The 24,864-nt window shown below is 68.9% G+C and carries 21 protein-coding genes, 1 other RNA gene and 1 pseudogene; 9 read left to right on the top strand and 14 right to left on the bottom strand.

Annotated elements, in window-relative coordinates; all coding sequences use genetic code 11:
• The first annotated feature begins 35 nt into the window (after nucleotides 1-35).
• A complete protein-coding gene (locus Aple_RS09555; protein WP_155344134.1) occupies nucleotides 36-1,787 on the top strand; it encodes an ankyrin repeat domain-containing protein in 1,752 nt (583 codons plus the stop codon).
• Nucleotides 1,788-1,814: 27 nt separating this feature from the next.
• Here the strand turns inward: Aple_RS09555 and Aple_RS09550 are convergent, their stop codons facing one another.
• Entirely contained in the window at nucleotides 1,815-2,453 is a 639-nt protein-coding gene (locus tag Aple_RS09550; protein WP_155344133.1) for a TetR/AcrR family transcriptional regulator C-terminal domain-containing protein, read from the bottom strand.
• 70 nt (nucleotides 2,454-2,523) lie between these two features.
• On the opposite strand from Aple_RS09550, the gene Aple_RS09545 reads away from it, so the two are divergent.
• The gene (locus Aple_RS09545) at nucleotides 2,524-3,387 is read left to right on the top strand and encodes an alpha/beta fold hydrolase (protein ID WP_155344132.1); all 864 of its coding nucleotides are present in this window, start codon (nucleotides 2,524-2,526) and stop codon (nucleotides 3,385-3,387) included.
• A 23-nt stretch (nucleotides 3,388-3,410) separates the two neighbouring features.
• Here the strand turns inward: Aple_RS09545 and Aple_RS09540 are convergent, their stop codons facing one another.
• The 8 genes and pseudogenes from Aple_RS09540 to Aple_RS09510 form a co-directional block, all read right to left on the bottom strand.
• Nucleotides 3,411-7,082: a PDDEXK-like endonuclease domain-containing protein gene (locus Aple_RS09540; RefSeq protein WP_155344131.1), complete on the bottom strand. Its 3,672-nt coding sequence runs from the start codon at nucleotides 7,080-7,082 to the stop codon at nucleotides 3,411-3,413.
• Between the two features lie 28 nt (nucleotides 7,083-7,110).
• Nucleotides 7,111-8,022, bottom strand: coding sequence for an aminoglycoside phosphotransferase family protein (locus Aple_RS09535; RefSeq protein WP_174889808.1), 912 nt, complete (start codon nucleotides 8,020-8,022; stop codon nucleotides 7,111-7,113).
• A gap of 259 nt (nucleotides 8,023-8,281) precedes the next feature.
• Nucleotides 8,282-8,701, bottom strand: coding sequence for a helix-turn-helix domain-containing protein (locus tag Aple_RS09530; protein ID WP_507767511.1), 420 nt, complete (start codon nucleotides 8,699-8,701; stop codon nucleotides 8,282-8,284).
• Nucleotides 8,632-8,793 (bottom strand): hypothetical protein, encoded by a 162-nt coding sequence (locus Aple_RS56010; RefSeq protein WP_308805499.1) that lies wholly within the window; start codon nucleotides 8,791-8,793, stop codon nucleotides 8,632-8,634. The genes Aple_RS09530 and Aple_RS56010 overlap by 70 nt, the downstream gene beginning before the upstream one ends.
• A gap of 25 nt (nucleotides 8,794-8,818) precedes the next feature.
• Nucleotides 8,819-8,980: pseudogene (locus Aple_RS56005) on the bottom strand (type II toxin-antitoxin system RelE/ParE family toxin); the annotation flags it as partial.
• A 151-nt stretch (nucleotides 8,981-9,131) separates the two neighbouring features.
• A complete protein-coding gene (locus tag Aple_RS09520; protein WP_155344128.1) occupies nucleotides 9,132-10,463 on the bottom strand; it encodes a 3-hydroxybutyrate oligomer hydrolase family protein in 1,332 nt (443 codons plus the stop codon).
• Nucleotides 10,463-11,806 carry an MFS transporter gene (locus Aple_RS09515; RefSeq protein WP_155344127.1) on the bottom strand — a complete coding sequence of 448 codons (1,344 nt, stop codon included), beginning with the start codon at nucleotides 11,804-11,806 and terminating at the stop codon, nucleotides 10,463-10,465. The genes Aple_RS09520 and Aple_RS09515 overlap by 1 nt, the downstream gene beginning before the upstream one ends.
• 313 nt (nucleotides 11,807-12,119) lie before the next feature.
• The gene (locus tag Aple_RS09510) at nucleotides 12,120-12,404 is read right to left on the bottom strand and encodes a hypothetical protein (protein WP_155344126.1); all 285 of its coding nucleotides are present in this window, start codon (nucleotides 12,402-12,404) and stop codon (nucleotides 12,120-12,122) included.
• Between the two features lie 384 nt (nucleotides 12,405-12,788).
• On the opposite strand from Aple_RS09510, the gene Aple_RS09505 reads away from it, so the two are divergent.
• Entirely contained in the window at nucleotides 12,789-13,556 is a 768-nt protein-coding gene (locus tag Aple_RS09505; protein WP_155344125.1) for a DUF5984 family protein, read from the top strand.
• Nucleotides 13,557-13,651: 95 nt separating this feature from the next.
• Here Aple_RS09505 and rnpB read toward each other — a convergent pair.
• Nucleotides 13,652-14,037: RNase P RNA component class A (gene rnpB, locus Aple_RS09500), an RNA gene on the bottom strand.
• A 137-nt stretch (nucleotides 14,038-14,174) separates the two neighbouring features.
• Between rnpB and Aple_RS09495 the strand changes: the two genes are divergently transcribed.
• Complete coding sequence (locus Aple_RS09495; protein WP_155344124.1) at nucleotides 14,175-14,786, top strand: GNAT family N-acetyltransferase; 612 nt, start codon at nucleotides 14,175-14,177, stop codon at nucleotides 14,784-14,786.
• Here Aple_RS09495 and Aple_RS09490 read toward each other — a convergent pair.
• From Aple_RS09490 to Aple_RS09480, 3 genes are read right to left on the bottom strand one after another with little or no spacing between them, the layout of a single operon-like run.
• Nucleotides 14,783-16,183: a bifunctional RNase H/acid phosphatase gene (locus Aple_RS09490; protein WP_246264301.1), complete on the bottom strand. Its 1,401-nt coding sequence runs from the start codon at nucleotides 16,181-16,183 to the stop codon at nucleotides 14,783-14,785. The genes Aple_RS09495 and Aple_RS09490 overlap by 4 nt on opposite strands.
• Nucleotides 16,180-16,920 carry a zinc ribbon domain-containing protein gene (locus Aple_RS09485; protein ID WP_155344122.1) on the bottom strand — a complete coding sequence of 247 codons (741 nt, stop codon included), beginning with the start codon at nucleotides 16,918-16,920 and terminating at the stop codon, nucleotides 16,180-16,182. The genes Aple_RS09490 and Aple_RS09485 overlap by 4 nt, the downstream gene beginning before the upstream one ends.
• A gap of 2 nt (nucleotides 16,921-16,922) precedes the next feature.
• The gene (locus tag Aple_RS09480) at nucleotides 16,923-17,750 is read right to left on the bottom strand and encodes a Nif3-like dinuclear metal center hexameric protein (RefSeq protein WP_246264299.1); all 828 of its coding nucleotides are present in this window, start codon (nucleotides 17,748-17,750) and stop codon (nucleotides 16,923-16,925) included.
• Between the two features lie 107 nt (nucleotides 17,751-17,857).
• On the opposite strand from Aple_RS09480, the gene Aple_RS09475 reads away from it, so the two are divergent.
• From Aple_RS09475 to menC, 4 genes are read left to right on the top strand one after another with little or no spacing between them, the layout of a single operon-like run.
• A complete protein-coding gene (locus tag Aple_RS09475; protein ID WP_155344121.1) occupies nucleotides 17,858-18,895 on the top strand; it encodes a dipeptidase in 1,038 nt (345 codons plus the stop codon).
• Nucleotides 18,892-20,013 (top strand): M20/M25/M40 family metallo-hydrolase, encoded by a 1,122-nt coding sequence (locus Aple_RS09470; RefSeq protein ID WP_246264297.1) that lies wholly within the window; start codon nucleotides 18,892-18,894, stop codon nucleotides 20,011-20,013. The genes Aple_RS09475 and Aple_RS09470 overlap by 4 nt, the downstream gene beginning before the upstream one ends.
• Complete coding sequence (locus tag Aple_RS09465; RefSeq protein WP_155344120.1) at nucleotides 20,010-20,807, top strand: GNAT family N-acetyltransferase; 798 nt, start codon at nucleotides 20,010-20,012, stop codon at nucleotides 20,805-20,807. Before Aple_RS09470 ends, Aple_RS09465 begins: the two co-directional genes overlap by 4 nt.
• Nucleotides 20,804-21,907, top strand: coding sequence for an o-succinylbenzoate synthase (menC, locus tag Aple_RS09460; RefSeq protein WP_155344119.1), 1,104 nt, complete (start codon nucleotides 20,804-20,806; stop codon nucleotides 21,905-21,907). Before Aple_RS09465 ends, menC begins: the two co-directional genes overlap by 4 nt.
• On the opposite strand, the gene Aple_RS09455 is transcribed toward menC, so the two are convergent.
• Nucleotides 21,884-23,344, bottom strand: coding sequence for an AMP-binding protein (locus Aple_RS09455; protein WP_155344118.1), 1,461 nt, complete (start codon nucleotides 23,342-23,344; stop codon nucleotides 21,884-21,886). The two genes, menC and Aple_RS09455, sit on opposite strands and share 24 nt — an antisense overlap.
• 174 nt (nucleotides 23,345-23,518) lie before the next feature.
• On the opposite strand from Aple_RS09455, the gene Aple_RS09450 reads away from it, so the two are divergent.
• Nucleotides 23,519-24,862, top strand: coding sequence for a sensor histidine kinase (locus tag Aple_RS09450; RefSeq protein ID WP_246264295.1), 1,344 nt, complete (start codon nucleotides 23,519-23,521; stop codon nucleotides 24,860-24,862).
• Nucleotides 24,863-24,864: the final 2 nt, after the last annotated feature.

Below are 24,864 nucleotides of genomic sequence, written 5' to 3'. Positions count from 1 at the left end.
TGGTACGTCTATGGCACGGCGGCGATACTTGCCCGGTGAGTGACGAGTCTCTGGGCTGGGCCGTCTTCGACGGCGACACGGCAGGAGTTCGCGCCATCCTTCTTGACGGTGCAGATCCCAACGCTGTGGACGAGGACGGAACGCCTCTTGTGGAGCTTGCCGTCCACTACCGTCGTACTGACGTTCTTCGCGTCCTGGTCGAATTTGGGGCCAACCTGGATGTCCCGTCGCTGTTGCACAACCTCGTAGCAGGCCAAGACCTACCCGATATGCTTCCTGTTCTCCTTGAGTTGGGCGCGGATGCCAACGCCCGTGACTCCACTGGGTGGATGCCTCTGCACTTCGTTTCGGCTTACGGATACCAGGGCTCGGCCCGCGTGCTCCTCAATGCCGGTGCAGAGATCAACGCAATCACGAGTGAAGGGCTCACAGCGGCCGAGATAGCCCAGCGGAACGGTCATGGCGCACTCGTGACCCTGCTCGTTCGTGCGGGCACAAGCCGCGCAGTGATCGACGAGCTTGATCATGTGGTCGATCTTTGCGACAGGGGATCGTTCTCCGAAGTTTCCGCTTTCGTACGACGCCTTGGCGCGGAACGTCCTGAGGACCCGTTTCCCGTTCTGCTCAGCGCGCTGGTCCACGCACGACAGGGCGATGCGGGGACTGCTCGCGAGCTTGTCGATCGCGCTCTGAACCTGACCGGGTCTCCCGACGCCGACTGTCTCGCGATCGCCAGCATGATCTTCCGTGAACTGGGGAGCAGCACCCAGGCCGTCCTGTACGGCTTGCGCGCGACCATGCTGGCCCCGCACGACTGGCGGGCCCACACGACCTTGGCCCGAGCTATGGCGACAGCGAGCGGACTACACCATGACGCTGCGCGCGCGGCACGACGGGCCGTTGAACTCGCTCCTGAAGAAGCGGCCGCTCATCTGGCTCTCGGCAAGGCTCTCCTGTCGTACCCGCCCGGACACAGTCGCGTCCACGAGGAAGGCGTCGCCGCCTTGGCGCGCGCGGCTGAGCTGGATTCCGGCAGTGCCGCCATCCAGCACGCGCTGGCTGAAGCCCGTTCAGATAAGAGCCCCTCCGCTCGGCTGGGTTGCCTTGCATTCCTCGCCTTCGTCGTCGTTTTCGCGGCCGGTTACAAGCTGATCGGAATGGAGGGGAGCGGCATCGATCTCCTGCTGCAGATCGACCCGGACCGCCCGGACAGCATGGGCCCTCTGGTCGTGGTCGCGCTAGGAGGTGTTGTCTGGGGTCTTGTAGCGCTGATCAGACTCAAACGAAAAGGCGAGCGGCCGATTCTGGCAATCGGTGAGAGGAGGGCACTCGCTCGCGAGTTGCATAAGGCCGATGAGGAGCGATTGCGAATCACGGCCTCCACTGTGGCCGCCCTTGTGTGCATGGTTCCCCTCCTTTTGACAGGTTCCCTGGCCGCCACCGCCACGGGTGGCACCCCGGCACCGACCGCCCTCGCTCTCCTGCCTCTGCCAGGCGTGGTCGTGCTATCGGTCCTCGGTTGGTCGGCCGCGCGGTGGTGGCTTGGGCCCGGGCAGACACAAAAGGCATTGAAGGTCAGCGGAATATTGAGGGCATGCCTGCTGACCACCTATCTCCTCGTGATCGTTACCGCTCTGCTGAGCTGGGCGCAGGTGACCGGCGACGCGGTATGGATCACACTGACGGTGCTGCACTTCGCATGGTTCGCGGCGAGCCTAGGGCCGTTGATCATCGCCGAGCGCTTCAAACGCCGGCGAGCCAGAAGCGGACTCCGATTTCCCCGTTAGCTATTGGTCGACCGCGGCTGGCCCGGCCTATTGGGCGGTGGGAGACGGGCGGGTCAGTGAGGTGGTGATGCCGTCGATGATCAGGCGCAGGCCGTGGGTGAAGGCGCGGGCGCTGGTGGGGGTTCCGATGGCTGTGACCGCGGCCATCGTGGTGGGGGCCTCTGCCGTCAGTGTGGCGAGGTACTCGGGGGTGACCTCGGACTGGCGGGCAAGGGATGCCTGTTCCTGCAGCACGAAGCCGGTGGTGTAGAAGCTCACAGTGCTGATCGCGTCGAGGCCCTGGGCCGGGGTGAAGCCGTAGCCGGTCAGGAGCTTCAGTTCGGCCTCGAACTTGCGGCCGACGGTCATGCCCGGGTGGGAGACGGCGACCAGGCGGGCGCCGTCGCGGTGGGACAGCAGCATGCGGCGGTACTGGTGGGCGCGGCGGGTGAGCCACTCCTGCCAGGACTCATCGGCTCGCGGGCCGCCCATGTCCGGCTCCAGCAGCTGTCGGCACATCTCGTCGAGCAACTCCTGCTTGCTGCGGAAGTGCCAGTACAGCGCGGGTGACTTCACACCCAGCTGGGCGGCCAGGCGACGCACCGTCAGCCCGTCCAGCCCGACCTCGTCGAGGAGGTCCAGGGCGGCGCGGGCCACCGTCTCCCGCGCGAGCCCCTTCTGGTTCATGGCTTGACACCTTAGCAGTTGTAAGGCACCTTAGCGTTGCTAAGGGCTTAGCGTTGCTAAGGAGGCCGTCATGGGAAATACCGCAGCAACCGGCGCCGTGACCTCGGCGGACGGCACGACGATCGGGTTCCACCAGTTTGGCCGTGGTCGGGGTGTGGTCCTCATCAGTGGCGGCTACCTTGCCGCTCAGCACTACACGGAGCTGGCGGAGGCGCTCGCGGACACCTTCACCGTGTACGTGCCCGACCGGCGAGGACGCGGCCTGAGCGGTCCCCCCGGCGAGAAGTACCGCATGGCCAGGGAGTGTGAGGATGTCCACGCGTTGCTGACCGGCACGGGGGCGCACGCCGTGTGGGGGCACAGTTCCGGCGGGTTGATCGCGCTGCAGGCGGCGCTGACGCTCCCGGAGATCCACAAGGTCGCGGTGTTCGAACCGGCGCTCTCCATGTACGGCACCATCGACCTTTCGTGGATCCCGAGGTTCGAGCGCGAGATGGACCAGGGCAGGCTGTCCGCCGCATTGGCGACCTTCACCAAGGGGGTGGGGGCCAGCCGGGGAACCGACATCATGCCCCGCTGGCTGCTGGTGCCGATGCTCGACGCGTACTTGCGGATGGAGCGGAGGCGTTCCCGGCCTGCGGGCGAGGCCACCGTGGAGTCACTTGTTCCGCTCCAGCGACTGGACGTGCGGCTGTTCCAGGAGATGGCCTCAAGCGAGGGCTTCGCCGGGCTGCTCGCGGACGTGTTGCTGATGGACGGCGAGAAGACCCCGCCCCCCGTGCGCCGTGCCCTGGACGCGCTGCAGCGGACGCTGCCGGACGCCCGGCGCGTCACGTTGCGCGGCGTGGGGCACGAGGCGCCGGTCAACGGCCGTGGTGCTCCGGAGCGCGTCGCCGCGGAGCTGCGAGCGTTCTTCAACGACCGGCCTGCGTGAGTCGCGGAATACGGCTCCGCCCGTCAGGGGTCGCGGTCGAGCGGGGCGGGCGGGCGCGGCACCAGGTCGGTTGTCGCGGGCGGATGTGGTACCGGTTCTGGGGGTTTCGTGGTGGGGGTGCGGGCGAGGGCCTCCGCGTAGGCGGTGCGGAGTTTGGCCAGTTCGGCTTGGGGGTTGTGGAACCAGTTGGTGGACCAGACGCGGTGGAAGCTCCAGCCGAGACGTTCCAGATGCTCCTTGCGGAGCCGGTCGCGGTCGCGGACGCTGCGGGAGGCGCGGTAGGAGGTGCCGTCGGTTTCGATGGCGAGGATCATCTGGCTGGGGTCGTCGGGGTGAGTGGCCGCGAAGTCGACACGGTAGCCGCCGACGCCGTACTGCGGGACGACGCTGATCCCGAGCGCGGCCAGTTGGTCGCGTACGTCGATCTGGAACGGGTCGAGGTCGTCGCGTCCTGAGGCGTCCGCGGCGGTGCCGCCGGATCCCGCGTAGGTGAGGTAGTCGGCCAGCAGCCGGGCCCCGGCCTTGGTCAGCCGGTCCGGGTCGACGTCGTGGCTGGAGAACGAGCTGACCAGGGTGAGCCGCTGTTTGGCCCGGGTGGCGGCCACGTTGAGCCGCCGTTCGCCGCCGTCGCGCAGCAGCGGGCCCCACTGGTAGCGCATCCGGCCGTCGGGATGCTTGCCGTACCCGATGGACAAGATGATCGCGTCGCGTTCGTCGCCCTGCACGCGTTCGAGGTTCTTCACGAAGAACGGCTCGGCCTGGTCCTCGCTGAAGAAGCCTTCCACGTCGGGGCGATGGGTGAGGCGGGAGCGCAGCTCGGCGTCGATCCGGTCGGCGTGCCGCAGGCCGAGGGCGATCACGCCGAGGGACTCCTCGGGCCGGGTCGAGGCGTGGTCCAGGATCAGGTCCACGACCTTGTCGACCTCGGCGGTCACCGACGTCTCCTGGCCCTTGTCCGCGGATTGGCCGACCACGACGTGCGTCAGGCAGTCGTCGCGGGAGACGCCGGGGAACGTGGTCAGGGCGCCACCGTAGATGCGGGTGTTGGAGAAGGCCACCAGCCGTTCGTCGCGGCTGCGGTAGTGCCAGGTCAGCGGACAGGTGGGGAGCAGCGGACGGAGGGCGTCGAGAACCGATTCGAAGCCCGCGCCGAACGAGACGAGGTCGTCCATGTCCTCCTCGGCCTCCTCGTCGCCGACCTGGCGGAAGAAGTTGGTGGGCGGCAGCTGGCGGTCGTCTCCGGCGACCACGATCTGGTGGCCGCGCATGATCGACGGGATGGCGTCGGCGGGCACGACCTGGCTGGCCTCGTCGAAGATGACGACGTCGAAGAGCCGGGCCAGGGGCAGGACCTGGCTGACCATCAGCGGTGACATCGCCCAGCATGGCTTCAGCGCGAACAGGACGTCCCCGGCCTGGTCCAGGAGGCGGCGCAGCGGCAGGTGGCCACGGCGGACCGCGGCCTGCTTGCGGATCACCCGGGCCTGCAGCGGGTGGCGGTCCTCGGCCTCGCGGACACGTCCGGCCCAGGCGCGGCGGACCCGGATCCGGTTGACGGCCAGGTGCTGTACGTCGTCGACCTGGAACTCTCCGGCGATCTCGTCGAGGGCCGCGCCGTCGTAGGCCGCGTAGCGGGGGTCGCGGACCCGGATGTGGTCCAGGACGGTGGCGTACCAGGCGTGGTCGAAGACCTGCGCGGCCAGGCCGGGCCCGGCTTCCCTGCGGGCCAGGCCGTCCAGGAGCGGGCCGAGGCCGAGGGCGTCGAATCGTACGCCGAGCTCGTACAGGCGTGGCAGCTTCCACGGGGTGTCCCGGTCGGCGGCGAGCCCGGCCAGGACCGGCTCGACGTCGGGCGGAATCCGGACGTAGCGGCGGAGCGCGGCCAGCTCCTGCTGACTCTGCTCGCCGAGGGCCAGCAGCTCCGCGAAGCCAGAGGGCAGGTGGGGCAGTCCCGATCCGGTACGGAGATACTCCCACCCGGCCAGTTGAGCGGCGGCCGACGCGAGCGCGGTGTGCAGATCCTCGCGGGGAGCCTTCGGCGGGCCGATCCACAACGCCTGAGCCTGACGGCGCAGCCGGAACCGGTCCCGCAGGCCGAGCTCGGGCCCTTCGCCGGTCGCCGCGGCCAGGTCGGCGGGGCGGGCGCCGTACACCGCCGGGTCGAGCAGTTCATGGGTGCGGGCGATGCCGGACAGCAGTTCGAGCAGGGCCAGCTGGGAAGGATAGGAGTTCGGCGGGGTCAGGCCCAGCTCGTCGCAGGCCCGGCCGAGGCGGTCGGCCAGCATCGGCAGGGTGACCGTGGTGAGCTGGGTGACCTGGTCCATGGCGAGCCGGGCGTCGAGGGGGGTGCGCAGGGCCGCGCCATACCAGGAGGTGGCGCGCGGGCGCAGGGTGAATCCGCCGAGGTGGGCGAACTCCCGCAGGTCGTCGCGGATACGGTCGGCGGCCTCGCGGCTCATCCGTTCCGAGAGCGCGAGCCGTACAGGCGTACGGGCCTCGGCCGGGATGCCGAGCAGCGCGGACTGGACCTCGAAGGCGGTCACCCCCCACGGCTCGTGCACCTCGTGCAACGCGGTGACGTGCTGGTTGAGGCGCTTCTGGCGTTCGGCCAGGCGGCGGTGCGGGCCCTCGTCGGCGGTCGCGGCGACCTGGGCGGCCAGGTCGAGGGTGGTGCCGAGGTCCTTGGCGATGCGCTGCCTGTCCCTGGTGCCCTCGTGGATGTCGATCGCCATGTCACCGAGCCCGGCACCCTTCAACCGGGACAGTACGGCGTCGATGGCGGCCCGTTTCTCGGCCACGAAAAGGATCTTCCGGCCCCGGGCCACCAGAGCGGCGATGAGGTTGGCGATCGTCTGGCTCTTGCCGGTGCCGGGTGGGCCGTGGATGACTAGGCTGCGCCCGGCGAGCACGGCGTCGATGGCGCTGCGCTGGGAGGAGTCCGCGTCGAGCACGGAGTAGTCGGACTCGGGCGTGTCGTCGATGGCGGGGAAGGTATCGGTGGCCAGCAGGAGTTCCTGGGCCTCCGGGTCGCCGGCGATCGCGGCCACGATGTCGCTGTCGTCGAGCAGTTCGCCGGCTGCCTGCATGTCCCTGACCATGGGCAGTTTGGCGTAGGTGAAGGTGCCGATGACCTGCCTGGGGAGGATCTCGAACCCGGGGACCTCGGCGAGTTCGGCGGCGCGCGCGAGGTCGCCGGTGCCGGTCACCGCGGCGCCGTACATGGTGGCGAGCTTGTGCACCAGGACGGGGTTGAGCTCCTCTTCGTCGTCCAGGACGAGCTCGAAATCGTCGTGTCTGGCGCGGGTCGGCGTGATGGTCAGACCGCGCAGCAGCACGGGGGCCGCCGGTTCGAGGAACAGCTCGTCCCAGCGGGCCATGCCGGTGGCGAGGTATCCGGCGCGGATGCCGCGTTCTTCGAGCAGTTCGCGCGCCTTGCGGTGGATGGCCTGCACGCGGCGGATCGCGTCGGCCCTGATGTCGGCGTCCGTGAACAGCCGGCTGAGACGGGCCGATCCGGTGCGCAGGAACCGTTCGAGCGCGATGGGATCGGCGTCGGCGAGGTCGAGCGTGCCCGCCCTGCGGTCCTTGTAGTAGAGCAGCGTGTTACGCCCGCCCAGGTCGGTCAGGGCGGCGATCCAGCGGGCCTGGGCGGACTCGATCAGCTCGCCCCGGCGACTCTCGGTGGGTTCGGCCACCGGCCTCCACTGCCCGGAAATATCCGGATCACACGGACACGTTCTCAGGCGGGCGATTCGTCGCCAGAATGCGTTCCAGGGTGCGTCGGCCCATCCGGCTCATGACCGGATTGGTTTCGAGGTAGTACCAGACGACCCCCATCGCCTGTACGAATGCCCATGCTTTGCCCCGCTCCCATTCGAGATCGTCGCACCCGAGGTCCAGGCGGAACACCTCCCGCGGCCCGTCCTCAAGCAGATGCCAAGCACTCACAAGATCCAGAGCAGGGTCGGCCGGCCCGAAGCCGCCAACATCGAGAATCCCGGCCAGCCGCCCAGCGGACACGAGCACGTTGCCGGGAATGAGATCACTGTGGGCCATCACGTCGGCAGCTTCGCGCGGCAGATTCCGAAAATTTCCCCACATCAGGCGAAGCCGGCGAACGTCCAGGAGCTGCTCGCTGTGCTTGAAACAGGTTTCCACCCACGCGTCGTGGGATTGAAGCTCACCCCCTCGACCCTTGCCGGCAAAAGTACGGCCACGCGTGTCGACCGCGCGCAGACTGGTAATGAGATCGGCCAAGTCATGCGCAAACGCGACCGATTCGCCCGGGTCCTCATCGGTAGCCACCACACCGGGCAACCAAGTCTGCACCGCCCACGGAAGCGGATATCCCGCCCCGGGCTCACCAAGCGCGACCGGCTCAGGCGTGGGAAACCGCGTGCGACCCACCAACTCCCGGGCTGCTTCCGCTTCGGCCTCCAGCCAGCGCCGTATCGACTCGACGTGCCCAGGCTGCAACGGGAACCGAGCCGTGAAGTGCTCACCTACGCGGAAGATGGTGTTCACTGTCCCATGGGCGGTAATGCTCGTGATGGGCAGGCTCCGCCACTCGGGGAACTGCTCATTGACCAATACGCGCACAGTCTCAGGTGACACCATCAGGTGGTCGGCGCTCATCTTCACGCCGGGAGCTTTCCGCGCCCCGGCCTTCTACCGCAACATGTTTTCCGCTGCTTACCGGCTCCCGGTGGCTTGACAGCCTGGCATGCCTTGCCTCCCCTATCCGCGGGGTAGCCGGAGCACATAGCTCTCAGAACCGGGGCCCGTGGCGATCTCAATTTGGTGGTGCATCAGGCACCCAGGCAGTGTGGTGGGATTGACTGCCTTACTCAATCCTTGCGCTTCACGCGGAGATCTTGCCCACGCCATCCAGCGCTCAGGCGGCATCCAGCGACGTCTCGCTGACCGGCAATCGCATCATTCGGTCGCCGAAGTCGACGACCAGCTCCAGGCGGGCTCCGAGTGCCTCCACATAGCGGGCGATGACCTCAAGAGAGGCGACCTCGCCGTGCTCGATCTGGGAGACACGGGAAACGCTCACACCCATGGTGGTGGCGACGTCCTTTTGTCCGAGCCCAAGGTGCTTGCGTGCCTCAGCAAGCTGATGGCCGCGCGCCTCAGCGAGTAGCTTCCTGGCACCTTCCTCGATCACCGAAGGGGAGACACCGGCCTCGTGTAGCTCCCGCTCAAGGTCGGCCCAATCCCCCGGGGTTCTCTTCGGCATGGTCACTCCTCTTCGTTGCTGGTGTAGTCGATGTAGAGCTGTATGGCCAGGGGGATGTTCTCCTTGTACCACCGTTCCCAGTTCCCCGCCTTGTCGCCGCCCAGCAACAGCAGCGCCGCCCGAGTGGGATCGAACGAAGATGATCCTGATCTCCGAACGCCCACGTGACCCCGGACGCAGTTCCTTCAGGTGGTGCAGGGAGCTTCCCTTGAGCCGGTCGACGAGCGGTCTGCCTAGCGTTGGCCCCTCCTCCCGAAGCGCGGCTACCGCCTGCGCGACTTGAACCGCCGAGTCGAGATCCTCCTTGATGAGTGCGATGAACCAGGCGGCATACTCGTCTGTGACCTTCACAGTCCATGCCACGAGAACCCTCCCGAATTCAAGGCTAGCCTTAACTTTGGCAGCAGGCTACTGCCGACTCATCGGGACGTCATGAGATTGAACGACTAGCCGGGCTCGGCGCGGTTCTCGCGTCGAGCCCGGCCCAGGGTGGGCGGCTCGATCAGGCCGTCAGTGCGCAGGTGTTCTCGAGGTCGCCCGTTGTCGGCCGAGGGAGTGTCGCGCTCGGCGGGGGTGTGCCCCTGCCCAGCCACGACTCCAGTGCGGTGAAGGCGCTGCGGAAGCAGGGCAGCAGTGGGCGGATGCGGTCGGGGTAGGCCGAGTAGAGGCCGTCGACGTGGTTGCCGCCTTCGAAGCGGTAGTAGCGGAAGAGGCGGTCCCGGTGCTTGTCGCTGATCATCTTGGCGTAGGCGTCGGAGACCACGCCGATCGGCAGCAGGGTGTCCAGGGTGCCGTGCACCGTGATCAGCGGTCGTTTGATCTTCCCGGTGAGGCCGATCCGGGCGACGGCCTGCCGTACGGCGGCGGGGCGGGAGGCGTAGTCGTAGTCGGTGTCGCATGCGGGGGTGCCGGACGCGCAGAACGGCGTGCCGGCCTCCAGGTCGCCGTCGTAGCCGGGGTCGAACTCCTCGCGGTAGAGGCGCTGGGTGAGGTCCCAGTAGTAGCTGTAATGGAAGGGCCACAGGAAGGACGTCTCGCCGGTGAAGCCGGCCTCGGTCATCCCCGCGGTGTCGCCCGCCGGGTACGCCCGGAGCGCGGGCGGCAGGAAGGTCAGCAGGTTGGGCCCGGTGGCCGTCCAGAGCACTCCCTCCCAGTCGACGCCGCCGTCGAACAGGTCGGGGCGGTTCTCCAGCTGCCAGCGGACCAGGTAGCCGCCGTTGGACTGGCCGGCGGCGATCGTGGTGCGGGCGGGCCTGCCGTACCGCTGCCGGACGACCGCCTTGGCGGCGGCGGCGAGCTGGCTGACCCGGTGGTTCCACTCGGCGACCGCGTCGCCGGGGCGGGTCCCGTCGCGGTAGAAGGTGACGCCGGTGTTGCCCTTGTCGGTCGCGGCGTAGGCGTAGCCGCGGGCCAGCGCCCAGTCGGAGATGGTGAAGTCGTTGGCGTACGTCTCCCGGTTGCCGGGGGACCCGGCCACGACCAGGCCGCCGTTCCACTGCCGGGGCAGCCGGAGGACGAACTGGGCGTCGTGGTTCCAGCCGTGGTTGGTGTTGCCCGTCGAGGTGTCGGGGAAGTAGCCGTCGATCTGCATGCCGGGCACCCCGGACGGATTGAGCGCCCCAGCGGAGTTGAGCCCCGACCAGTCGCTCTGGTCGGTATGGCCGGTGACGAGGGTGCCCTTCGTGGTGAGATCGTCCAGGCAGGCGACCACCTGCCGTTCCGCGCCGGGTACGGTCACCGAGGGGCAGTGGGACGCGGCGGCGGGCGAAGCAGGGGCGGCGACCGCGACCGCGGCCAGGGCGACCGCGGCGAGGGCACGTGGCAAGCCGGTCATCAGGCCTCCTTCGCGACGGGCACGGCGGCGACCTCGGCGGCGTTCGACGTCGGGGCGACCGAGGCCAGATCCCGCTGCCGGGTCTCCTTGGCGAAGAACACCGTCACCAGGGTGAGCAGCGCGGCGCCCGCCACGTAGAGGGAGATCGGCAGGCTGTCGCCGTACGCGCCGAGGAGCGCGACCGCGATGATCGGGGCGAGCGCGCCCGCCACGATCGAGGCGAGCTGGTAGCCGATGGACACGCCGGAGTAGCGCATCCGGGTGCCGAACAGTTCGGAGAAGAACGCCGCCTGCGGGCCGTACATGGCGCCGTGGAAGACCAGTCCGACGGTCACCGCCAGCGTGGTCAGGGCGAACGAGGTGGTGTCGATCAGCGGGAAGAACACGAACGCCCAGACGCCCACTCCCGCCGCGCCGAGCAGGTAAACCGGGCGGCGGCCGAGCCGGTCGGAGAGTGCGCCCCACAGGGGGATCGTGACGAAGTGCACTGCCGATCCGATGAGCACCGCGTTGAGCACGGTGCCGCGCGGCAGTCCCACCGTGGTCGTCCCGTACACCAGGACGAACGCGGTGATCACATAGTAGGAGATGTTCTCGGCGAGGCGGGCTCCGATGGCGATCAGCACGTCCCGCCAGTGATGGCGCAACACGTCCATGATCGGGGCCTTCGGCGGGGCCTTCTGGTTGGCCACCGCCTGCTGGAACACCGGCGACTCGGCCACGCTGAGCCGGACCCACAGGCCGATCAGGACGAGCGCGCCGGAGAGCAGGAACGCGATCCGCCAGCCCCAGGCGAGGAAGGCGTCCTCCGGCTGGACCGCGGCCAGCAGGGCGAGCACGCCGGTGGCCAGCAGGTTCCCGCCGGGAGCCCCCGCCTGCGGCCACGAGGCCCAGAAGCCGCGGTGGCGCGGGTCCCCGTGCTCGGAGACCAGCAGCACCGCGCCACCCCACTCGCCACCCAGCGCGAACCCCTGCACCAGACGCAAGGCGGTGAGCAGCAGCGGCGCGCCGACGCCGAGGACCGCGTACGACGGCAGCAGGCCGATCAGGAAGGTGGCCCCACCCATCATGACCAGGCTGATGACGAGCAGGCGCTTCCGGCCGAGCCGGTCGCCGTAGTGCCCGAACACCAGGCCGCCAAGCGGCCGGGCAACGAAGCCGATCGCGTAGGTGAGGAACGCGAGGAGGGTGCCGGTGAGCTCGTCCTCATTGGGGAAGAACAGCTTGTTGAACACCAGCGCAGCAGCGGAGCCGTAAAGGAAGAAGTCGTACCACTCGATCGTGGTCCCGATCAGGCTGGCCGCAATGACCTTCCTGATCCGGCTGGGTAAGGCTGTCGACATGTGGAACTCCTCACAAGGGGGGGTTCCGCAACGTTATGGGTGCGCCTTCGTGACTCCTATGTGTCAATGCAACACACCTCGGCCCTAAGATGTGTGTCGCGCCAGTACGCGCCGTCACCGTGCGAATCGCTGTCGATCATGTACCTTGCCGCGAGTTCGAGTAGATCATCTCCAACTTTGGACCCGCCGACATCCCCGACGGGCTCGGCGTTTCCCCTGGCCGAGCGTCTCACTGGGATCACGCTGACGCCGGCCGCGAAGCGCCGCATCGCGGAGGACGCGCAGTGTTGGACGGACGCGGTGCATGGAGATGTCATTCCTCCCAGTCGCCAGTGCCACCGAGTTCGTTGACGCGTTCTGGCGATAGGCCGGTGAGCAGAGACACGCTGGACGACAGAGATCCGTCCAGAACCTTCATCGACTCGATCATCCTGCGGCTGATTTGTTCGCGCTGCTGGTCCAGGTAGACACGGACAGCGACGGCGACCAGGTCCTTCTTGGTCATCCCAAGGAAGTGGGCTCCCTGGGAGATCAGCTCATCGGTTGCCGGGTCGACTTTAAGTGGTGATAGCCGCTTAGCGGAGCTGGGCGTCGTCATGGCTTCCTCCTGAGCTCATAGCACCTAGGCACCTCACCTCTGGGAAACGGTTGCAGCCGGATCCAGGGCCGTTCCCTGGACTAAAGACGAAGCGTCTAAACCATAATCGCGGTGCCGTGTTACTGACCAGCGACTCCTCGAAGCGTCTGCCCTGATCATCGGACGATTGATCCCTCATCGCTATGGATCGATTGGTGGGTGTCAATATTGGTAACAATCCACCCGGAAGGCGGTGGACAGCCCTGAAAGCCCTAGCTCGCCCTCGCAGGTGAGAATGGTTGCCTAGGAGCCCACCCACCCCCACCCGTCCTGCCTTGACAAGGACGCAGTACCAGGCATCCGCTAGGTCGAAGACACATCCACCAGTCGGCTACCATACGCCCAGTGATCAGGTTTCGCTTCGCGTTGACACCACTGAGGCAGGTTTCCCCGTGGGGCCATGAGGATCGTCAACTGCATTGGTTCGGACTAACTGACGGCTGGTACTGGATCGAGCTTGCCGATCATGAATTGCTGCGCTACTCACCGGAGACGCTTCAGAAATATAGAAGTGACCATCCCGCGGTGCAGCACCCATATGTCGGCTACTACGTTGCTCGCCTCTGGGAAGACATCAACGCGATGACACCGACTGTTCTCGAGCCAGTGCCGAGCGATCTCCTGGATTTCGTGGGCAGCGACCCCTCAGCCTGGCGGCCGGTGGAAAGCGATGCGGCGTCGGTCGCTGCGGTCTGGCACAACGAACACGCTCTGGATCTCGGCTATATCCTGCAACCGCCCCGCATCAGGGCTTGGCGCACTGTCAGCGACGATCTCGACACGGTGACAGTGACCTGGCAACATGCCGACGATGGTGACATCCGGTTCGTGGCCGACCCGGCTGGCCAGGTAATAGTCCCGGCCGCATCATTCCGCACTGCCGTCCGGCAACTCGACCATGAACTCCTGATCTCCATGGAGCGCAGAATCAGAGTGCTGGAGCGGACAGGGCCGCCGGACGGGGTGCAGTTCGACCTACAGGCAGTCCGAGCCGAGCACGCCAATCGAGGGGAATCGCTAGCTCAGTGGCTACACCGAGAACCGGCAACCGACTGGGCAGTCGTCCGCGTCGGCGCAGAAGAGCTACTAGCCGCATGCGGCCCGGTCACGTGACTATGACCGAAACCCGAGATACCTAATTGATCAACCCCGCCAGCGGAACTGAATATCGCTGAGCAGGCATTGCGCCTAATAGAAGGCGCTAAGGGCGGACGAGTCGGCCTATAGGCCGGGTTTTGTAGGTTGGGTAACCTGACGGCCATCCATCTAGGGCCACGATTGCTCGTGGTCTCAAGCGGTCTACCCGCGCGGCGTTGGGCGGGCAGCCCTCGAGTGTCGCGCGCGGAATGCCCGTGGGCATTCCTTCTTGACCTTGCTCCGGGTGGGGTTTACCTAGCCGCCCACGTCGCCGTGGGCGCTGGTGGTCTCTTACACCACCGTTTCACCCTTACCCCTCAAGTGAGGGGCGGTTTGTTTTCTGTGGCACTGTCCCGCGGGTCGCCCCGGGTCGGTGTTACCGACCACCCTGCCCTGTGGAGCCCGGACCTTCCTCGGCGAGGTGCGAAGACCTCGACGCGGCCGTCCGGCCGGCTCGTCCGCCGTACGACCAGCCTAGTGGCGTCTCAAGTGAGCACCAACCATCCAGCAAGTTGGTCGGGGTCGAATGTCACAGACGGGCGGCCTGTGCGGGCGCTACAAACGACGGGCACATCGAGGGGTACTGGGGGAAAGATGATGAACAAGCATCCGGGGGACGGGCGTCCGCCGCGGGGGCCGCGGTCGGTACGAGGGTCTCAGACGGTACGGGGGACGCAGCCGTCACCTCGGGTTCTGCGGACTGAGGTCGGTGGGGTTGAGCTGATCACGCGGCCGATGACGGTGGGTGACGCGGAGGCGGTCCGGGAGATGCACGAGCGGTGCTCGCCGGAGAGCCTGCGGTTCCGGTATTTCGGGCCGGTGCCGCGGTTGAGCGATCGGGTGATCGCGCTGTTCACGAATCCGGCGAAAGGGGCGACGTTTGTGACCTATATCGCCGGGGGTGAGCGGGTTGTGGCGATGAGCAATCTGATGGATCTCGCCGCCGGGGAGGCCGAGCTGGCCTTTCTGGTGGAGGACGAATGGCAGGGGCGAGGGCTTGGCCGGATGCTGTTACAGCATCTCCTAAGCGTCGCGCCCAGCCGCCGGATTCACGAACTGACCGCCACCGTGTACGCGGGGAACCACCGCATGCTCGCCCTGTTCAAGGCGGCGGGCGCCGTGGTGCCGAGGGCGGCGGGGGCGGTCCTCGATCTACGCGTACCTCTCGATGGGGACCCGCTCGACGCGTACGAGCCGTGTCGTTAGCTCAGGTGGGTGGTGTCGTTGAAGGTGCGTAGGACGGCTGGGCCGTCGGCGTAGTAGTCGATGATCGACAGGCAGGCCAGGTCGAGGTGCATGCGGTAGAGGGCTTCGGGTGGGGCGTCCAGTGCGAAGCGGACGAGTAGTTTGATCGGGGTCACGTGGGACACCATCAGGACGGTCTTGCCCTGGTGGTCGGTGAGGATGCGGTCGCGGGCGCGTTCTACCCGGCGTCCCGCTTCGGTGAAGCTTTCGCCGCCGGGTGGGGCGACGGCCGGGTCGGCGAGCCAGGCGGCTAGTTCGTGTGGCCACCGTTCCTGGATCTCGGCGAACGTGTGCCCTTCCCAGGCGCCGAAATCGGCCTCCCTGAGGCCTTCGTCCACGCGCACGGGGAGTCCGATCCGGGCTCCGACCGCTTCGGCGGTCTGCCGTGCGCGGGTCAGCGGCGAACTCATGATCGCCTCGATCCGGTACGGCTCGCGCGCCAGCCGCACCGCCACCGCCTCCGCCTGCGCCATCCCGGCAGGCGTGAGCGAAGGATCACCGGTCCCGGAGAACCGCTTCTCGATCGACAACGGCGTCTGCCCATGCCGCAGCAACAACAACGACGTCGCCACGCGCGAGGCCCGTCCCCAGCCCAGACCGCTCCGCCCGGCGGGTCGGCTGGCGTCTCCGACCCACCCGTCACCGGACGCGGCCTCAGCCGAACCGCCGACGCGGGATTCGTGCCGCCCATGCTCGGGCCGATCGAGACGGTGATCGTCGCGTTCCCGCTCATCCACACGACCCGCAGATTGCGCCCGGCCGCCGTTCCCCCACTCCGAGTGACCACCGGAACGGCTGCCGGGTTCCCCCGAAACCGAAGCCGAGGTCGAAGTCGAAGTCGAAGTCGATCGGCCTGAGTTGTTCGGCCCTTCCGAGCGGACTGTCGTGGCGTGCGACACGCTCGTACTCCCACCGGAGGAAAGCGTGGTGGATTGCCAGGTTTCGCCGCGGGCGGCCGCGTCCATGGCCTCATTGGCGAGGCGGTCGGCGTGGCTGTTGCGCTCGCGCGGGATCCACTTCCACGTGACCCGGAGGCGGCGGGCCAGGGCCTGCGCTTCGACAGCGAGCGGACGCAGACCCTCGTTCTTGATCTTCCAGCGGCCCGCCATCTGCTCGATGACGAGCTTGGAGTCCATCCGCGCCTCGACCGTACGCCCCTCGCCACCAAGATCCAGAACAGCCTGCAGAGCGGCGATCAGCCCTCGATACTCCGCGACATTGTTGGTCGCGACGCCGATCGACGCGGCGGCCTCGGCCAGCACGTCACCCGACGGGTCGCGCACGACCGCGCCATACCCGGCGGGCCCGGGGTTCCCCCGGGAACCCCCGTCGGCCTCGCAGACGTAGTCGGTGCTCACAGTCCAGACTCGGGTGTGCGGACGAGGATGCGGCGGCATTCCTCGCAGCGGACGACCTCGTCAGGCGCGGCGGCCCTGATCTGGTTGAGGTCGGCGATGGAGAGCGTGGTCCGGCAGCCCTGGCAGCGCCCGCCCTGGAGCATGGCGGCCCCGACGCCGGAGGATTCGCGCAGCTTCTCGTACAGCTTGAGCAGGTCGGCGGGGATCTCGGCGGACAGGACGGCGCGGCGGTCGCGGACCTCGCCGGCCTCCTTGTCGATCTCGGCGAAGGCCTCGTCGCGGCGGGACTCGGCGACCGAGAGGGTGGCGGTGAGCTCGTCGCGTTCGGCGCGCAGGTCGGCGACCTTGGTGTCGGCGGCCTCGCGGCGTTCCATGATCTCCAGCACGACCTCCTCCAGGTCGCCTTGGCGGCGGTGCAGCGAGGTGATCTCGGACTGCAGGCTGGCCAGGTCCTTGGGCGAGGAGACCTGCCCGGAGTCCAGGCGCTTGCGGTCGCGTTCGGCGCGCAGCCGGACCGCGTCCACGTCGGATTCGGCCTTGCTCTGATCCCTGCCGAGGTCGGCCGCCTCGGTCTCGGCGGCGATGATCTGAGTGGAGACCTGGGCGAGCTTCTTGGACTGCTCCTCGATCCCGGCCAGCTCAGGGAGCGTGCGGCGGCGATGCCGGAGCCGGTCGAGAGCCGCATCGCGCTCAGCCAGGTCGAGGAGACGCTTCTGTGCTTCCGGTGCAGCCTTCATCCCTATCCTCGCTGTGCTGTTGTAGTCCAGGCGTCCGTGACCGTGTCGGAGACGCGCGCCTCAACACTAATACCCTTCGCCGCCAGGGCGGACGTCAGCCGCTCAGCCGCTTCGGCCAGCCAGGGCCACTCGGTGGCCCAGTGCGCGGCGTCGATGAGGGCGGGGCCGCCGGACTCCACGTACTCGCTGGCCGGATGGTGCCGGAGGTCGGCGGTGAGGAAGACGTCGACGCCGGCGGCGCGAGCCGTACCGAGCAGGGAGTCGCCGGAGCCGCCGCTGACGGCGACGACCTTCACCAGGCGGTCCAGGTCGCCGGCGACGCGCAAACCGCCGGCGGTGCGGGGCAGGCCCTGGGCGGCGAGGGCGGCGAACTTGGCCAGGGTCATGGAGACGGGCAGGACGCCGACGCGGCCGAGGCCCAGGCCGGGGACGGCGATCGGGCTGAGCGGCCGGTACGGCGGGTAGAGGCCCACGGCGCGGGCGAGGGCGTCGGAGACGCCGGGGTCGGCCACGTCGGCGTTGGTGTGGGCGGTGTAGAGGGCGCAGTCGTTCTTGATCAGGCGGTGGATGAGGCGGCCTTTGGCGGTGTCGGCCGCGACCGAGGTGGTGCCCCTCAGGTAGAGCGGGTGGTGGGTGACAATGAGGTCGGCGTTCCACTCCAGGGCCTCGTCGACGACGGCCGCCACCGGGTCCACCGCGAACACGATCCTGCGCACGGCCTGGCCGGGATCCCCGCAGACCAGCCCTACCGCGTCCCAGGGCTCGGCGTGGGCCGGGTCGTAGGCGTGCTCCAGTGTCTCGATCACCGTCGCGAGTGTGGTCTCCGTCACGGATGGGAGGGTACCGGGAATGCGGACGCGCGACGTCCGGCGGACGCCTTCGCCCGATCGCTCCCGGCGGGGTAACGTCCGGTTACACGATCCCGTGAGGAGTTCAGGTGCCTGCTGACCTGCATCGCGACGCCGTCGTCGCGGACGCGCACAACGACCTGCTGATGGCCGTGTCGGCCCGGCCGCCGGAGCTGTGGGCCTCGTTCTTCCGCGAACGCTGGCTCCCCCAGCTGACCGAGGGCGGCGTGAACCTGCAGGTCCTGCCGGTGTTCATCGACGAGCAGTATCGCCCGGAGGGCGCGCTCCGGCAGACCCTGCGCATGATCGAATGCGCGCACACCCTCGCCGAGGGCAACCCCGACGCGGTACGGCTCTGCGTCGACGGCCCCCAGATCGACCAGGCCCTGGCCGACGGCCGGATCGCCCTGGTTCTGGCCATGGAGAGCATGCCGGGCCTGGACGCCAGCGTGGAACTGGTCCCGACGCTGCACCGGCTGGGCGTCCGGGTCGCCTCGATCGCCCACTGGAACCGTACTCCCCTCGCCGACGGCAGCGGCCAGGACGCCACCGGATCCCGCCTGACCAGCCACGGCGTCGAAACCCTCAAGGCCATGGAGCGGCTCGGGATCCTCTTCGACGTCTCCCACCTCGGCGCCGCGGGCGTCGGGCACGTGCTCGAACTGGCCGCCCGGCCCGTGCTGGCCACCCACTCCTCCGCCCGCGCCCTGCGCGACCACCACCGCAACCTCACCGACGACCAGCTGCGCGGCATCGCCGCGACCGGGGGTGTCGTCTGCGTCAACTTCCTGGCGGCCTTCCTGGCGGCGGAGGCCAGAACCGTCACCATCGACCACCTGGTGGACCACATCGAGCATGTCGTGTCCATCGCCGGCATCGACCACGTCGGCCTGGGCCCCGACTTCATCCGCGAGGTCCTCTCCGACCTCACCCCGCCCTGCTGCGAAACCGCCGGCTTCAGCGGCCTGGACGTGGACGCGTGCATCCCCGACCTGGACGGCCCGCGCGGCCTGCCCCTGGTGACCGAGGCGCTGGCCAAGCACGGCTTCGCCGAGGAGGAGATCCGCAAGATCGTCGGTGGCAACCTGCACCGCCTCTTCCTGGCCGAACTCGGGGTGGGCCGGTGAGAACGGATTCACCCGAGCTGGCCGCGATCCTCGCCGATCTGGCCGAGCTGGTCTGCTGCGAGTCGTTCTCCAGCGATCACGAGGCGCTGGCCCGCAGCGCCAAGACGGTCGCGGAGGTCGGCCGCCGCTCGCTCGGCGTGGCGCCGGAGACCCTGGTGATCGACGGTGTGCCGCACCTGCGCTGGGTGTTCGGCGAGCCGAAGGTCCTGCTGCTCGGCCACCACGACACCGTCTGGCCGACGGGCACGATCCACCGGATCCCGTGGAGCGTGACCGACGGCGTCGCCCGGGGCCCCGGCGTGTTCGACATGAAGGCCGGGCTGGTGCTGATCTTCCACGCGCTGGCCGCCCTGCCCTCCCTGGAGGGGGTCGCCGTGCTGATCGTGGGCGACGAGGAGCTCGGCTCGCCCACCTCGCAGCCGCTGATCGAGGCCACCGCCCGCGGCCTGGCGGCCACGTTCGTGACCGAGGCGGGCGGCGAGGACGGCGCCCTCAAGATCGCCCGTAAGGGCATTTCGCGGTACGAGCTGCTCGTGCACGGCCGGGCCGCCCACGCCGGTCTCGAACCGGAGAAGGGCGTCAACGCCGGGGTCGAGCTGGCCCACCAGATCCTGGCCATCACCGAGATCGCCAGCGCGGTCGAGTCGTCCTCCCAGGCGGGCCTGCTGTCGGTGACCCCGACCCTGGCCTCGGCCGGGACCAGCACCAACACGATCCCGGCCCTGGCCCGGGTGGCGGTGGACGTCCGGGTGCCCGACCTGGCCTCCCAGATCCGGGTGGACGAGCTCATGCGCGCGCTCACCCCGCGAACCCCCGGCGCGAGCCTGGAGCTCCTGGGCGGCCCGAACCGTCCCCCGCTCGACGCCACCTCCTCCGTGGATCTGTTCGCGCGAGCGGTCCACCTCGCGGCCGAGCTCGGCCTGCCGCCGCTGACGGGCGTCTCGGTGGGCGGCGGCTCGGACGGCAACTTCACCGCCGGTGTCGGCTGCCCGACCCTGGACGGGCTCGGCGCGATCGGCGGCGGCGCGCACGCGGCCGACGAGCACGTCCTGGTGAACCGCCTGCCGGAACGCGCCCGCCTGCTGACGGCCCTGACCGAGTCGGTGCTGGCCCGATGACGCCCGAGGCCGCGGCGGCCCGGAAGGCGGGCGTCGAACTCCGCGAACTTCAGGAAATTTCCGACTTCGACCGCGTTTTTCACTTGTACGACGACATCTGGCACCCCGACCCGCTGAACGCGCCCGTCAGCGTGGAGATGATGCGCGCCCTCTCCCACGCCGGGAACTACGTCGCCGGCGCGTTCGACGGCGACGACCTGGTCGGCGCGTCCGTGGCGTTCCTGTCCACCCCCATCGGCGAGTCCCTGCACTCGCACGTCACCGGCGCGGTCAAGAAGGGCGCCGGCTACGCCCTCAAACTGCACCAGCGCGCCTGGGCCCTGGCCCGCGGCCTCACCACGGTGACCTGGACCTTCGACCCCCTCGTCCGGCGCAACGCCTACTTCAACCTGGCCAAGCTCGGGGCCAGGCCGGAGGAGTACCTGCGCGAGTTCTACGGCCCGATGGCCGACGAGGTGAACGCCGGGGACGAGTCCGACCGGGTGCTGGCGGTGTGGCGGCTGACCTCGCCGCAGGCGCTGACGGCGGCGTCGGGCCGGCCGTACCAGCCGGACGTGCCGGAGAGCGCGTGCCGGGGGCTGATCGCGGTGGAGGGGAGACCGGTGGCCCGGGTCGCGGCGGAGCGGGTGGTGCTGGTGGAATTGCCGGAGGACATCGAGGCGGTCCGGCGGGCCGATCCGGGCGCGGCCAAGGCGTGGCGGCTGGCCGTCCGGGATGTGCTGGGCGGGATGATGGACGAGGGCGCGACGGTGACCGGGTTCGCGCGCGGGGGCTACGTGGTGGAGCGTTTATGAAGATCACCGGGGTGGAGCTGCGGCGGATCGCGATGCCGCTGGTGGCGCCGTTCCGCACGTCGTTCGGGACCGAGCACGCGCGCGAGGTCCTGCTGGTGCGGGTGGTCACGCCGGAGGCGGAGGGCTGGGCGGAGTGCGTGGCGATGGCCGAGCCGCTCTACTCGTCGGAGTACGCGGACGGAGCGGCCGACGTGATGCGCCGTTTCATGGTGCCCGCCCTGACCGCCCGGCCGCACGTCGACGCGTACGCGGTGGGCCGGGTGCTGGAACCGATCAAGGGCCACCGGATGGCCAAGGCCGCGCTGGAGACCGCCGTGCTGGACGCGCAGCTGCGCGCGGCCGGGGAGTCGTTCGCGGCGTTCCTGGGCGCGTCGGCCGTCCGGGTGCCGTGCGGCGTCTCGGTCGGGATCATGGACTCCATCCCGGAGCTGCTCGGCGTGGTGGACGGCTACCTGGCCGAAGGTTACGTGCGGATCAAGCTGAAGATCGAGCCGGGCTGGGACGTGGAGCCGGTCCGCGCGGTCCGGGAGCGGTTCGGCGACATCCCGCTGCAGGTGGACGCGAACGCCGCCTACTCGCTGCTGGACGCGCCGCAGCTGGCCCGGCTGGACCCGTTCGAGCTGCTGCTGATCGAGCAGCCGCTGGCCGACGACGACCTGGTGCAGCACGCCGCGCTGGCCAAACGGCTGGCGACGCCGATCTGCCTGGACGAGTCGATCGAGTCGGCCGCGCACGCCGCCGCCGCGATCTCGCTGGGCGCGTGCTCGATCGTGAACATCAAGCCGGGCCGAGTGGGCGGCTACCTGGAGGCGCGCCGCATCCACGACCTGTGCCGGGCCCACGGGATCGCGGTATGGTGCGGCGGCATGCTGGAGACCGGCATCGGCCGGGCGGCCAACGTGGCGCTGGCCGCGCTGCCCGGCTTCACGCTGCCGGGGGACACCTCGGCCTCGCGGCGGTACTACGCCACCGATATCACGCCGCCGTTCGAGCTGCGGGACGGGCATCTGGACGTGCCGACCGGGCCCGGCATCGGGGTGGAGCCGCTCGGGCACGTGCTGGACGCGATCACCACGTCAGTCGAGTGGCTGCCCAGCTAGGTAGTCGGCTCTGACCTTCGAGCGGGAGAGCTTGCCGGTCGGGGTCCTGGGCAGCTCGGCGCGGAACTCGATGACGCGGGGGTGCTTGAAGCGGGCCAGCCGGGGGCGCAGGTGGTCGAGCAGCTCGTCCTGGGTCACCTCGCGGGCGGGCAGGACCAGGGCGACCACGCGGTGGCCCCATTCCTCGTCGGGGACGCCGATGACCGCGACGTCGGCGACCGCCGGGTGCTCCAGCAGGGCGGCTTCGATCTCGGCCGGGTAGATGTTGACGCCGCCGGAGATGATCAGGTCGGTTCTGCGGTCGCGGATGAACAGGTAACCGTCCTCGTCCATCGAGGCGATGTCGCCGGGGGCGTACCAGTCGCCGCGCATGCTGGCGGCGGTCTTGGCGGGGTCCTTGCGGTACTGGAAGGACCCCAGGATGGACTTGACGTAGAGGAGTCCGGGCTCGCCGCGGGGGACCTCGTCGCCGTTGTCGTCCAGGACCTTCGCCTCGAAGGTGGGGGCCGCGCGGCCGACCGTGCCGGGTCTGGCCAGCCACTCCTGGGGTTTGACGGCGAACGCGATGGCGGACTCGGTGGAGCCGTAGTACTCGTACAGGACCGGGCCCCACCAGTCCATGATCGCCTTCTTGACCGCGATGGGGCAGGCCGCGCCGGTGTGTATCACCTGCCGCAAGCTGGACAGATCATGATTTTTCCGGACTTCGGGAGGGAGGTGGAGCATGCGGTGGAACATGGTCGGGACCATCATGGCGTTGTCCACCTGATAGCGGTCGATCAGGTCCAGGATGGTGCCGGGCTCGAAGCGGGGCGCGATGACGACGGTGTGGCCCATGTTGAGCGCGAAGATCACGTGGGCGCAGGGCGCGGAGTGGTACATGGGCGAGGTCACCAGGTGCACCGCGTCCCCCGGCTGGAGATCACAGACCTCGCCGAGGAACCAGGCGTAGAGCGGCATGATCTCCTCGGGGGTCTTGCCGGTGAGGGGCCGCTGCACGCCCTTCGGGAAGCCCGTGGTCCCGGAGGTGTACCACATGACCGTCCCATTGGTGCGATCGTCCGGATTTTTCGTGATCTGGCCGTTGGCGAGGGCGGTGACGTCCGCGGGGCCGTACACGACGATTCTGGCGTCGCAGTCGGACCGGATGTAGTCGATCTCGGGGGTCGTGAGGTGCCAGTTGATCGGGACGTAGTAAAGCCCGATCTGCGCGGTCGCCAGCAGCATGATCACCGCGTCCAGACCGTTCGGCAGCACGCCCGCCACCACGTCGCCGACCGCGAGACCCCGGGCGCGCAGGCCATGGGAAACCGCGTTGACCTGGGCCAGCAACTCACCGAAGGACGTCTCAGAACCGTCCGCGTCCACCACCGCCCGGCGTTCCGGATGCGCGCGGGCGATCGCGTAGAAGCTGGGCGTCTGGCTGAAATCAAACATCAGAGCTCCAGGAGTCCGCAGGGTTCGGCAAGATCCATTTCCGCTCTAATCAGTGCTTACTTACCCTAACCAGCGCTTGAGCGTTGCTCTAGACGGCACGTTTGCCCTTTTTTGACTCCCGTGAGTGTGCATCGGACCGCGACCTGTGATCACCTGACTCTCAGGGGGGATCGGTTGAGCAGATGGCACAGCTGGTCGGTGAGGGCCCGGCTGACACTGATCGCGTGCGCCGTCATGGCGCTGATCTGCTGTGCCGTCACCATCAGCGCCCTCATCGGGGTGCGGGATCTCGCGTACAACTACCAGACCAACCGGGTCGTCAGGGCCGCCCTGAAGACCGTGCACCTGATCAAGCGGGACGTGCTCGACGGCGTCATCCCCGACCAGGGCGTCACCGCCGTCCAGGTCATCAAGCCCAACGGAAAAGTCGGGGCGTCCACCCCCAACCTCCTCAACCGGCCGCCGATGGCGGTCTTCCTGCCCGACGAGTCCATCGTCCGGTCCGACCAGCTGGTCTGCGACAGCCCCGACTTCCCCGACACCTGCATGATCATCATCGCCTTCCGCGTCTACCAGCCCGACGGCGACTGGATCATCTACGCGGCCGACCCCACCGTGCCCTGGTATGTGGATCCCTGGCTGCTCGCCGCCCTCATCGGCGGCAGCCTGCTCGTGCTGGCCATCACCGGGTACGGCGCCGCCTGGACGATCGGCCGCGCCCTAGCCCCGGTGGACGCGATCAGCGCGGAACTCTCCAACATCACCGCCTCCGACCTCGGCCACCGGGTGCCGGTGCCCAAGTTCAGGGACGAGGTCCGGCGCATGGCCGTGACGGCCAACCAGACGCTGGACCGGCTGGAGGGGGCCGTCGAGCAGCAGCGCCGGTTCGCCTCCGACGCCTCGCACGACCTGCGCAGCCCGCTGACCGCGATGCGGGCCGAGATCGAGGGCGCGCTGCTGCACCCCGAGGACGCCGACTGGCCCGAGGTCGGGGAGGCGCTGCTGGTCAGCCTGGACCGGCTGCAGGCGCTGGTCACCGACCTGCTCCAGGTGGCCAGGCTGGACGCGCGGGCGCCGGGCCGCCGCGACCCGATCAATCTGGGCCGGCTGACCGCGGCCGAACTGGACCGGCGGCGGCGCCGGGTGAAGCTGATCAAGGACCTGGACGAGCACGTGATGGTGCGCGGCGACCGGCTCCGGCTGTGCCGGCTGATCACCAACCTGGTGGACAACGCCGAGCGGCACGCCAACACCGAGGTCACCATCCGCGTGTTCCGCCGCGACGGGATCGCCGTGCTCGAGGTGGTCGACGACGGCGCCGGGATCGCGCCGGACAAGCGGGAGATGGTGTTCCAGCGGTTCACCCGCCTGGACGCGGCCCGCAGCCGCGACGCCGGGGGCACCGGCCTCGGCCTGTCCATCGCCCGGCAGATCGCCGAGACCCACGGCGGCACCCTCACCATCGAGGACAGCGACAGCGGCGCCCGATTCGTGTTGCGTATCCCGATAGCGCGCTAGGG

Origin of the sequence: Acrocarpospora pleiomorpha (genome assembly GCF_009687885.1) — a bacterium.
In the GTDB taxonomy this organism is placed as follows: domain Bacteria; phylum Actinomycetota; class Actinomycetes; order Streptosporangiales; family Streptosporangiaceae; genus Acrocarpospora; species Acrocarpospora pleiomorpha.
This window is presented reverse-complemented; position numbering and strand designations above follow the sequence as displayed.